The organism is Streptomyces sp. NPDC051172 (assembly GCF_040682555.1).
Lineage (GTDB): Bacteria > Actinomycetota > Actinomycetes > Streptomycetales > Streptomycetaceae > Streptomyces.
Window position 1 is genome coordinate 142767 of record NZ_JBFBBE010000013.1, and the last position, 10987, is coordinate 153753.

Genomic DNA, 10987 nt, shown 5'->3' on the forward strand with positions numbered 1-10987 from the left:
GGAGCGCGAGGCGTCAGCGCATGCCTGCCGCGTCGAGCAGGGTGGTCACCGTGGGTGCGACGAGCCCCGGCAGGGTGTCCGCCCCGATGCCCGCGCGGGCGCTGGCGCCGTCGAAGACCAGGCTGAGCTGCCGGGCCAGCAGACCGGGATCGCTCGCCCCGCCCTGCTCGGCCTCGGCGCGGAAGAAGCCGGTCAGGTTCTCCTTGACCCGCTGGGCGACCCGGCTCGCCGGGTGGCCCTGATCCTTGAGCTCGATCTGTACGGCCAGATACCGGCAGCCCCGGAACTCGGGCGCGCCCGACTCCGACTCCACCTGCTCGAAGACGTGCAGGATCCGCTCCCGGGGCGGGCGGTCGTCGTCCGCCGCGGGCAGGAGTGTCGTCACGTAGGCGGCCGCGCGCTGCTCCAGGCTCGCCGCCAGCAGTTCGTCCTTGCTCTCGAACAGCTGGTACATGGAGCGCTTCGACACCCCTGCCGCCTTGCACAGGGCGTCCACGCCGATACCGACACCTTCTCGGTAGGTGAGCGTGGCCGCCGCGTCCAGCAGTCGCTCGCGGGGGCTCGGCTTCGCCTCGGTGGTCATGCTGCGAGGTTAACTCGATTCCGAGAGGAAGAAAACTGATCGGTTTCCAGGGTGGGCCTCAGGAGGCCTCGGAGCGCTTGGCCGGGGGCTGCCAGCCGCCCGTGACCTCCTTGACGGGCTTGTGGGGGAAGCGGCGCCGGGCGTACTCCTGGGCGTGGGAGCCCGGCAGGACGTAGAGGGTTTCCTTCTTGTCCTGGAGCGGTCGCAGCACGGTGTCCATGAAGTTCTTGCGGTCGTCCAGGTAGGGGCCGAGGACGTCCTCTCCGGCGGGGCAGACGGCGAGGCAGTAGCCGGACTTGTAGCCGGGCGGCGAGGACAGGCTCTGCCACATGGAGGCGCTCTCGGAGTCGGTGACCCGCGAGCGGTAGTCGGCGGCGTCCTCGCTGTCGGCCACGGTCTGCGCCCAGTCGGTGAACCCGCTCATGAACTCCCGGTAGTTGTGCGTGGTGCAGGCCAGGCCGTCGAAGGAGCCGTCCTTGGCGATGGCGCCGACCGGGCAGGCTGCGACGCACAACTTGCAGTCGATGCACGGGTTGTAGTCCAGAGCCTGCCCGTACTCGCTCACCTCCGCGTCCACCAGGACGGTCACGAGCAGCACGAAGCTGCCGAACCTCGGGTGGATGACATTGCGGTGCAGGCCCATCACGCCGAGCCCGGCGGCCACCGCGACCGTCTTGTGCGCCACCACCCAGATCCGCTCGCGGGGGAAGCGGTCCATCTCCTGCGGGAAGCCGACGGACGGATTGAGCGCGCGGTACCCGGCGTCCTGGAGCGCCCGGGTGACGCTGCGGGCCGCGTGGTTGGCCTGCTCGTCGGTCTGGTGGAACTCCTGGTTGGCCACGCTGCGGGCCGGGGAGCGGCAGTTGTCGCGGTTCATCCGGACCGCCATCGCTATCAGGGTGCGGGTGCCGGGCAGCGCGGACTGCGCGTGCTCGCGCTCGCCGGCCAGGTCCGGGTGGTCCAGGCTGACCGCGGCGGCGTCGTCCGCACCGGCCGCCAGGCACAGCTCGCGCAGCCAGGCCGCGTCGATCACCGCCGGCGGGCGCGCCCCGTCACCGGCCTGCCGCCGGGCGAGTACGGCCTGAACCGACGGGTGGCCGGCCAGCTTCGCCGGAAGCCTGGGAGCGGGGGTCGTCGGCTGCCCCTCGGTGTCGCGCGCGGCAGTCATCCGTGCTCCTCGTGATTCGGGTGCGATGCTCGCCCGTACGGCGAGAAACCGATCAGTTTCATCACCGTAAACCGATCGGTTTTCCCGTGCAAGCCCTCTCGTCGGCGGCTTGCGCCTGGAAACCGATCGGTTTACCTTAGATGGAAACCGATCGGTTTCGCATTCTCCGGAGGTAGTCATGACCGCATTGAAGGGCGCACACGTCTTCGTCACCGGCGGCAGCCGCGGCATAGGCAAGGCGCTGGTGGAAGAGCTGTACGCGCGCGGTGCCGGCAAGGTCTACGCCACCGCCCGCGATCCGCGCGGCGTGACCCATCCCGACGCCGTCCCGGTGGCGCTGGAGGTCACCGACCCGGCCTCCGTGGCGGCGGCCGCCGCGCAGGCCCAGGACGTCACCGTGCTGATCAACAACGCCGGCGCCGCGGTCGGCGCGTCCTTCCTCGGCTCGCCGGTGGACGACGTGCGCCGGGAGTTCGAGACCAACTTCTACGGCCCGCTGCTCGTGACCCGGGCCTTCGTGCCGGTCATCGAGCGCAACGGCGGCGGCCACATCCTGAACGTGCACTCGGTGCTCTCCTGGCTGGCCCTCGGCGGCTCCTACAGCGCCTCCAAGGCCGCCCTGTGGTCGCAGACGAACTCGCTGCGCCTGGAGCTGCAGCCGCGTGGCATCGGTGTCACCGGACTGCACGTGGGTTACGTGGACACGGACCTGGCGGCGGATGTCGACGCGCCCAAGTCCGATCCCCGTGAGGTCGCCGCACTCGCCCTCGACGGCATCGAGACGGGTGCGTACGAGGTGCTCGCCGACGACATCTCGCGGCAGGTCAAGGCCGGTCTGGCCGGGGACCTGGCGGGGCTGTACGCCCAGCTGGCGAAGTAAGCCCCTTCGCCCACAAGGAGTCGGTGAGATGCCCGCCCAGGAGTCACGTCCCACGATCCACATCCCCGGGACCACCAGTCACACCCTCGCCCCGCGCGCAGGCCTCGACGGCCGCGAGGGAACCCTGCGCTACCTCAAGGCGGGCACCGGCGCCCCGCTGGTCCTGCTGCACACCGTGCGCACGCAGGCCGAACACTTCCGTCTCCTCGTCCCGCTGATCGCGGACCACTACACCGTGTACGCCCTCGACCTGCCGGGGATGGGCCACTCCGAGATCGTGCCGGGTGCGTCGTACGACGAGCCGGCCATGCGCGCGGGCGTCGAGCGGCTCCTCACCGGACTCGACCTCCAGGACGTGACGTTGGTCGGGGAGTCCATGGGGGCGGTGCTCGCCCTGACCACGGCGGCCGATCTCCCGGGGCGCGTCCGGCGGGTCGTCGCGGTGAACACGTACGACTTCCGCGGCGGGATCGCCCGCTCCGGTCTCCTCGCCCGGGTGGTCGTCAGCGCGGTCCTCGCCCCCGGAGTGGGGCCGGTGATCGCCGGGGTGGAGCCCAGGACCGCTCTCCGCGCGATCCTTCAGGGCGGCCTCGGTGACAAGAGCGCGCTGCGCCCGGACTACGTGGACGAGCTCCTGCGGGTGGGCGGACGTCCCGGCTACCCGACCGTCGCGCGGGCCGTGTACCAGGCCCTGCCCAGTCTCATCGCGGCCCGCTCGCGCTATCCCGAGGTCAAGTCGCCCGTCCATCTCGTCTACGGGGAGAAGGACTGGTCCCGGCCCTCGGACCGGGAGGCCAACCGGCAGCTGCTGCCGGCCGCCGGGTTCACGCAGGTGCCGAAGGCCGGGCACTTCATCGCCCTGGAACGGCCCGACGTACTCGCCGACCTGCTGAACGCGGCGGCGTGACCGCTCCGGGACCGGCTCAGCTCCATTCGCCGAGTGCGGCTCGGGCTGCGCTCGGGCCCGCCTGGCTTTCGCCGACGTCCGGGTGGGTCCGGGTGATGCCGTCGTCGGGTCCCGGGTGCCCTCGGCTCCCCTCGCCCGACGAGCCCCCGGCATCGACCCCCTGCGTGTGATCCGCTGATGTGGGCGAAGCGGCCGCGGGTGTTATTGAATGAGCTGTGCGGTCAGGATCTCGGGGCCCTGTCGCCCGGGTTCTGATACGTCCCCGGCGCTGTGCCGGGGCCGGCGAGCGAGCTGAGAGAGTCGCATGGACTCCACCCCCTCCCCTTCGTCCGCGTCGCCGTTCGACATGGTCAGCGGCGCCTTGGGGCGGTACATGCCGGGCAAGGGAGCGGCGGCCGCCGGTTCCGCCGATCAGCAGGACGACGGCGCCGCCCGCCCACGTCCCGCCGCCGATCCGGCCCCCGGCCGTCCGGAGCAGATCCTCGGCGCGGTCAGCCTGGACCGGGACCTGAGAATCACCCGCTGCAATCTGGACGCCCCCGTCTTCGCAGGGGTGGAGGCCGCGACCGGGAAACCCTTCGTCGATCTGCTGCCCCCCTGGGACGTACCGACGGTCACGCGGCGGCTCCGGCAGGTCCTCGAGACCGGCGAGCCGCACGTCGCCCGGGTCCAGCGCCTGCGGCGCGGCGACGGGTCGGAGCTGGTGGTCTCGATGAGCATCCTGGCCGCCGCGGCGCCCCAGGAGGGTCTGACCGTCTCCCTGATCGCCATGGCCAGGAGGCTGCACCTGTACGCCGCCGAGACCGCGATCGGCACCTCCCTGGACGTCGGCGAGACCGCCCAGTCACTGGCGGAGTCCCTGCTGGCCTGGGGAGACGTGACCGCCATCGACCTCGACTTCGCCGTCTGGACGGGCGAGGTGGTCACGGGGCAGCCGCAGGACCGCATCCGGCTGCGGCGGGCGGCCCTGGTGCCGGACCGGGCCTGGCCCGACGGCTATCTGACCCCGGGCGACGACCTTCCCGGCGATGCGAGCCGCCTGCTGTCCCAGGCGATACGGCATGACGACGCCGCGCCGGCCCTCGTCATACCCGACCGGAAAGCGATCGAGCGGGTGCTCGGCAGTCCGCGGCTGGTCCGTGCCCTGGTGCCCGGCGACGAGGCGGCGGCCGTGGCATGCGTACCGCTCGTCCTGGACGGCGCGCCGCCCGTCGTCCTGGGGGTGGCGGAGGTCTGGCGGCGGGCGGACCGCCCCTTCGAGGACAGCGAGCTGTTCGACCTTCAGGAACTGGTGGCCAGGACCTCCCACCACGTCGACCTGGCCCGTCAGCACCAGCGCGAGCACACCCAGGTGCTGGCGCTGCAGTGCCGGCTGCTGCCCCGGTCCGGCGGCGACACCATCGAGACCGCCAGCATCTACCAGCCCGCCACCCCCGACAGCGCGGGCGTCGGCGGTGACTGGGTGAACAGCTTTCCGCTGCCGGACGGCCGTACCGCGCTGGTGGTCGGTGACGTCGTCGGACACGGCCTGGGAGCCGCCGCGACCATGGGACAGCTGAGCATGGAGGCCCGCGCGCTGCTGTCCGCGGGGCTGGCGCCCGACGAGGTGCTGGAGCACCTGGACGAGACCGTGTCACTGCTGGACGACGCCGAGTCCGGGCTGGCGGCCGGCTACAGCGCCCTCGGCTCGACCTGCTGCATCGCCGTCTACGACCCGGTCAGCCACCATGTGGCCCTGGCCAGCGCCGGCCACCTCCCCCCGGTCCTGATGCCTCCGGGCGGACCCGCCCGCCCGGTCGCCGTGAGCCCCCATCCCGGGCTGGGTGCCGAGTTCGCGCTGCGGGAGCCGTACGAGGTGCACGCGTTCGCCGCACCCCCGGGCTCACTGCTCGCCCTCTACACCGACGGCCTGGTGGAGGATCCCGCCCTGTCGATCGACGAGGGCATCACCAGGCTGGCGGACGCCGTGGCCACGGTGCACCCCTGGGACGCCCTGCAGCAGGCCGCCCGGCGCGTGGTCTCGGCGCTCGCGCCCGTGCACCGGCGCGACGACGTGACCCTGCTGCTCGCCCGCATGATCGGCTACCGCAAGGGGGACACCGCGACCTGGCGGCTGCCCGCCCGGGTCGACGCGGCTGCCCGGGCCCGCGTGCTGGTCTCCGCGCTGCTGGGGCAGTGGCGCATCAGGGACGAGACCCAGGACAGGGTGCTGCTGGTGGTCGACGAGCTGGTCGCCAACGCGGTCCGCTACGCCGGCGGACCCCTCACGGTTCGGCTGATCAGGACCGGCCACGGGCTGCTGTGCGAGGTGGGCGACACCGGCAACGGCAGGCCGCGGCTGGGCCGGGGCGGGCTCCTCGACGACGGCGGTCGCGGCCTGCACGTCGTACACGGCCTCACCACCCGGTGGGGCGTGCGCTGGACCGACAACGGCAAGGTGGTCTGGGCGTCGGTCGAGAGGTGACGCGGCTACAGCCACTCGCCTTCCAGGGCGGTGGCCGTCAGGCCCGGGGCCGCCGCGTACAGGACGGCACGGCTGCCCGGTTCCTGCCCGGCGTCGTATGCCCTGCGCATGATGTCGAACACGGCGGCGCCTCCGCGGTTGCCGCTGGTGTAGCTGTCCCGGCTGTACTCCAGCAGCCCGGACGGCCACCCGTCGGGCATCGTCTGCTCCATGTACTCCAGCACGCGCGTCCCGCCGGGGTGCGCGAGCAGCACGTCGGGGTGCCAGGAGTCGGGGTCGTCCTGGTAGCGCAGGCGCAGCCACTCCCACATCGCGGTGACCGTCTCCTGCACGGCGCGCGGCCCGCGCCGGTCCATCACGAAGTGGGTGCCGTCCTGACGGGTCTCCAGGCGGTGCAGGTCCTGGGTGCCGGGCAGGGTGTGGTTCCAGGAGGCGTCCAGCCGCAGCGTCGACTCGGGCCTGGGGCGGCCCGTGACCACCGCGGCGACCGCGGTGTCCGCGAACAGGAGACGGACGATCAAGGACTCCAGGGTGTCGTCCGCGGGCTGGTACGTCGTGCTCAGCGCCTCCGCGATCACGACCAGGACCACCCGGTCGGGGTCCGCGGCCACGAGATCCGCCGCCAGCGCCAGCGAACGAGTCCCTGCTATACAGGCCCACTGTGTGGCCGGCAGCAGCAGCACGTCGTCCCGGAGCGGGAGCTTGTTGGCCAGCGACACGTCCAGCCCCGGCAGCGCCGGGGTGGTGGAGTGACTGGTGATCAGACAGTCGACGTCCGTGGTGTCCAGGCCCGCGATCTGCAGGGCCCCGCGCGCCGCACGCTCCCCGCAGGACTGCACGGCCGCCCAGGCCGGCGCGGTGCGCTCCTGGACGGTCTGCGGCGCGGGTATCGCCTCCAGGGCGGCGATCACGCGGTCCACGTCCTGCTCGGTGAACCCGTCACCGGCCAGCGCTTGACGGGCCGGCCCGATGCCGGCAGCCGGCAGGCCGCCCCCGCTGCCGGGCGCGACGGCGGCCTCCAACGGCAGCATCCACCCGCGGGATTCGATGCCCGTACTGGCCGCGATGCCCTCGATCCTCGGCGCCCACGCCGCGTCCGGGTGGCGACCGCGCACTTCCTCCACGATCTGGCTGGTCTGCACGGTGTGCTCACCGTGTATCACGGCAGGCGGGCACAGGTAAGCGGCCATGAGGGACACCTCTCTACGGGGGATGGGACGAGGCAGAACGCCACGAACGCTGTGTCATGGGCCACTTAGACAGGTTGTGCTCAAGTAAATGGCGCCGCGCTCCACTTCGGGCTCTTTGAGCCGCTTCGAGGATGGACGCCAAATGGGCATTTGCGCTGTGATCTGGACAACTCGGATGGTTATTGGTGAGCGTGAGACGGCGCACATGTACGGGGGGTTGCCTGCTCTTCGATCAGATCCGCGGCCCGGCGGGTGCCGCCCTCGGCGCGGACCTCGGACCACAGCCATGCCGAGCGCGCGGCGACCTGCGGATCGCCGATGAGTTCCATCAGGGCGGTACGCAGCGTCGCCGCCGTGACGTCCGCGGCGTCGACCCGGCGGGCGACGCCCAGTTCGACGAGCCGGTCGGCGTGCAGGGACTGGCCGGGGCCGTTCGGCACCGCGATCATCGGCACACCGCTGCACAGGCCCTGGCTGCTGCTGTCCATCCCGGTGTGCGTCACCCACACGTCCGCCTGCTCGAGAACGGTCAACGGCGAGGCCCACGGCCGCACTTCGAAGTTACGGGGAATCCGCTCGCCCAGATCGTCGGCACTGCCCGTCTGCAGCACCACATGCCATCCCGGGAGATCCGTGAACGCGGCCGCGCACTGGTGGTAGATCTCCTGTGCCGCGTGGTACGCCGAGCCGGCCAGCGACACCAGCAGCACCTTCTTCGCCCCGGCCGGCCGCGTCCAGCCGTCCTGCTCCCGCTCGGCGCCGAAGCACGGGCCGACGAACGTCACCGCCTCGGCGTCGACCCGTTCCGCAAGCGGCTGCATGGCGCGCGGGATCATGGCCAGCACCCGCTTCGGGTGGCCGGTGAACTCCTCCACGTTCGAGGTCACCGCACCGCACCGGGCCAGCCAGTCCGCGAACCGCGCCCGGTAGGCGGGGCCTCCGGGCAGCTGGGCGTACGCCGCGCCGATCTCCTCCTGGGCGCCCTCCCAGGCCACATGCCCCGCGGCCAGCTGGACGACGCTGCGGCCCTGCGCCTCGGCCAGTGCACGGCCCGCGTAAGCGCCGACGTCATAGAGGTAGAGATCGGCGGGATCGTCGTCGTACACGGCGTGCAGTTGCGGCAGCACGGCCATCGCCTCGTCGAGGAAGCGGGAGGCGGACGCGATGGGATCCCGCGGCCAGTCGTGGCCGGCGACCGGGAGAGTGGACGTGACACCGATCGGCTCGGCGCCGGTGGAGGCGACCAGCTCGGCGAGGGGGCCGGCGTTGGCATACGTCACGCGATGACCGCGTGCCACAAGCTCACGGATGATCTCCAGACTGGGCAGCACATGCCCGACCAGAGGCGTACCGACCATGGCGATATGAGCAGAACGGGGCATGTCCGGACTTCCTTGGATAGAGGGCTATGACACAGCAACGCCCGGAAGCCCGCCTGGGCAACGCCGTACCGGGAGTTCCCAGGTGCGGGCATGCCTGATTGCCCGTCGCGGTGCGGCGGTCATGTGGTTGAACATGAGGTGTGCGATTCGATTCCGTTCCCATGCCGGCGAGCGTCGAGGCCCGGCCTCGGGACAGCCGTGGCTATCCGGTACCCGCCATCACCCCGTGGGAGGGCGGCGAACCCCAGTTCGCGCTCACCGACTACGGGCGCAGCGCCGAGTGCGCGCGACGGCGGCTGTGTTCCGTGTGCAACACCCTGATGCCCAAGGGGCCGGTGTGGCGGGTGGTCGGCGCCGCGGAGAGCTCGGCGATCCGCGAGGCGCTCGCTGCCGGGCGGCCGTACCGCAACATGGCGGCGACGCTGGAAGCTCCGGGGCACCGCGCCTGCATGCTCTACGCCTCGATGGTCTGCCCGTATCTGGCGCGCCCCAACGCGCGGCGGGGGCTGACAGCGGAAAACCCGGACGACATGACCGCGCATGTCGTCCGGGGTGCCGTTCGTGGTGAGCTGGGTGCCGTGGTGGGCTTCGGGGACTACGAGTTCGCCGTCACCTCGGCCCAGGTACTGTTCCGCTTTCTCGATGTGGTCGAGTACCTGCCGCATGACACGGCCGAACAGCATCTGGAGGAGCTACGGGCCGAACTCGTCCGCTCCGGTGGCCGGTTGGGCGGCGGTCAGCCGCGGTAGGCCGGCAGGCCGGTGTGCCCGGTGGCCTTGACCGGGGTGCCGAAGCCGTGGGCGGTCTTGGTGACCGTGTAGGTACCGGTCGGGGCACGGAAGGCGATGGTCTTGCCGTCGGGCGACCAGGTGGGCTCGGTGTAGTCGGTGGTGGCGTGCGGGGTGATGTCCTTGGCGGCGTTGGTGCCGGCGCTCAGGTCGTCGACGAAGAGGTGGTCGTGCCCGCCGACGGAGCGCACGAAGACGACCTCCTCCGCGTCGGGGGCGAGCGCGGGCTCGGAGCCCCTGGTCAGCGCACCGCCCTGCTGACGCAGGTAGTCGTCACGGATGTAGACCTCGCCGGTGCGGGTGTTCTCGTAGACGGAAGTGCCGTAGGTCCCGCCGACGTTGGGCCAGGTGTTGCCGGTCTGCGGCAGCGCGCCTGCCTCCGGGTCGTCGCTGTTCAGGCTGATCCTGGCCGGCGTGCCGTGGTCGGCGGTGGCCTTGACGCGCTCCAGGACGGTGCTGCCGTGGACCTTGGCCGAGAAGATGATGTTGTTCTTCGCGGGGATGCCGTTCGCCCGGTCGGCCGCGGTGACCTGCCACGTGGGGTGGGACCAGGTCTGCCCGCCCGGGTTGGCGGCGACGGTCACACGGTGACTGCCGTCGGGGTCGGAGACCTCCAGGTTGCCGTGGCCGTCGATGAAGGCGGCCTTGGTGCCGCGCGGGTTCCAGGCCAGGTCACGGACGACGGTGCCGAAGTCGATCGACTTGCCGTTGACCCAGACATGGCGGGTGCCGTCGCTGATGGTGAGACCTCTGGGCACGGTGAGCGTGTGGGCGGACGCGGACGCGGCGACCAGCGCGGCGCTGCCCCTGGCGTCGCGGCCGGAGGACGGAGCGGCCATCGCGGTCGCGGCCGCGCCACTCAGGGCGAGCAGCGCGGCGACACCCGCCGTGATGACGGCTGCGGTGCTCCGACGGTTACGAGCGGACATCGAGGTTCCCCCAGGAATGTGATTGACGGTGCGACGAGAGTCTCGCGGGAGCCGCCCGCCGTCCCCGGGACCCGAACGGCCCGCTCGGCTTGCCGCCCTTCGCGATCAGAAGGAGTCTTCCCACGGCCCATGACGAAGCTGTGCGCTCGCCGTCACAACTGTGCAATAGCGATCACGGCGGCGGGCCTGCCCGCCGGGCAGCCACAAGGCGTTCCCCCGCCGATCGGCGGGGGTGGAGCAGCCGACTGCGGGATGGGCAAGGAAGAAGAAATGCAAAATGATTCTTGCGGGCAATTCCAGCCTCGCTCGCCAGCGGCTCATCGCGATGTGTTCGCATTCTGCGAAGTCTGAATTCGCCATTCTTGCAGGTGTTGCGAACCGAACGTTTCAGTCATCGTTTCCACCCTTGAAATCCCCAAAACCAGCAGTTCAGGGGAGTGGTGTGAGTCTTTGTGTGATGTATGGAATGGCGCTTTGTGGCCAGTGGGTGAGTACCGTCACACCGCCCCACTAAACCCGCCAAGCATTCCCGTCGTCAGGCAGGTCAAGAACTTCTGTTCGTTGCTCCACGCGACTTCGGAAGAGCCGGAAAGGATGCTTCGTGACTGCTCAGGTCGTTGATTACGCGTGAGCGGGTGGCAGCCAGGGGTTTCCGGCGAAGAGGTCGCGGAGCACGGTCAGGGGGTTGAGGTCGTG

9 protein-coding genes are annotated in these 10987 nt (G+C 71.2%); 4 read left to right on the forward strand and 5 right to left on the reverse strand.

Features of this window, described 5'->3' with window-relative positions; genetic code table 11:
* Window positions 1–13: 13 nt before the first annotated feature.
* On the reverse strand, window positions 14–583 hold the full coding sequence (locus tag AB0N07_RS10905) for a TetR/AcrR family transcriptional regulator (RefSeq protein WP_365833908.1): 570 nt from the start codon (window positions 581–583) through the stop codon (window positions 14–16).
* A 58-nt stretch (window positions 584–641) separates the two neighbouring features.
* Complete coding sequence (locus AB0N07_RS10910; protein WP_365833909.1) at window positions 642–1751, reverse strand: 4Fe-4S binding protein; 1110 nt, start codon at window positions 1749–1751, stop codon at window positions 642–644.
* Between the two features lie 178 nt (window positions 1752–1929).
* On the opposite strand from AB0N07_RS10910, the gene AB0N07_RS10915 reads away from it, so the two are divergent.
* From AB0N07_RS10915 to AB0N07_RS10925, 3 genes are all read left to right on the forward strand, one after another.
* Window positions 1930–2631, forward strand: a complete 702-nt coding sequence (locus tag AB0N07_RS10915) for an SDR family oxidoreductase (protein WP_365833910.1) — start codon at window positions 1930–1932, stop codon at window positions 2629–2631.
* A gap of 28 nt (window positions 2632–2659) precedes the next feature.
* Window positions 2660–3538, forward strand: coding sequence for an alpha/beta hydrolase (locus tag AB0N07_RS10920; RefSeq protein ID WP_365833911.1), 879 nt, complete (start codon window positions 2660–2662; stop codon window positions 3536–3538).
* Between the two features lie 304 nt (window positions 3539–3842).
* Window positions 3843–6002 carry a SpoIIE family protein phosphatase gene (locus tag AB0N07_RS10925; protein WP_365833912.1) on the forward strand — a complete coding sequence of 720 codons (2160 nt, stop codon included), beginning with the start codon at window positions 3843–3845 and terminating at the stop codon, window positions 6000–6002.
* A 5-nt stretch (window positions 6003–6007) separates the two neighbouring features.
* Here AB0N07_RS10925 and AB0N07_RS10930 read toward each other — a convergent pair whose 3' ends face one another.
* Both AB0N07_RS10930 and AB0N07_RS10935 read right to left on the reverse strand, forming a co-directional pair.
* Window positions 6008–7192, reverse strand: coding sequence for a type III polyketide synthase (locus tag AB0N07_RS10930; RefSeq protein WP_365833913.1), 1185 nt, complete (start codon window positions 7190–7192; stop codon window positions 6008–6010).
* A gap of 179 nt (window positions 7193–7371) precedes the next feature.
* On the reverse strand, window positions 7372–8574 hold the full coding sequence (locus tag AB0N07_RS10935) for a macrolide family glycosyltransferase (protein ID WP_365833914.1): 1203 nt from the start codon (window positions 8572–8574) through the stop codon (window positions 7372–7374).
* Window positions 8575–8735: 161 nt separating this feature from the next.
* Here AB0N07_RS10935 and AB0N07_RS10940 point away from each other — a divergent pair, with 161 nt between their 5' ends.
* Window positions 8736–9323: a hypothetical protein gene (locus tag AB0N07_RS10940; protein ID WP_365833915.1), complete on the forward strand. Its 588-nt coding sequence runs from the start codon at window positions 8736–8738 to the stop codon at window positions 9321–9323.
* On the opposite strand, the gene AB0N07_RS10945 is transcribed toward AB0N07_RS10940, so the two are convergent.
* Window positions 9311–10291 carry a hypothetical protein gene (locus AB0N07_RS10945; RefSeq protein ID WP_365833916.1) on the reverse strand — a complete coding sequence of 327 codons (981 nt, stop codon included), beginning with the start codon at window positions 10289–10291 and terminating at the stop codon, window positions 9311–9313. The two genes, AB0N07_RS10940 and AB0N07_RS10945, sit on opposite strands and share 13 nt — an antisense overlap.
* Window positions 10292–10987 lie beyond the last annotated feature (696 nt).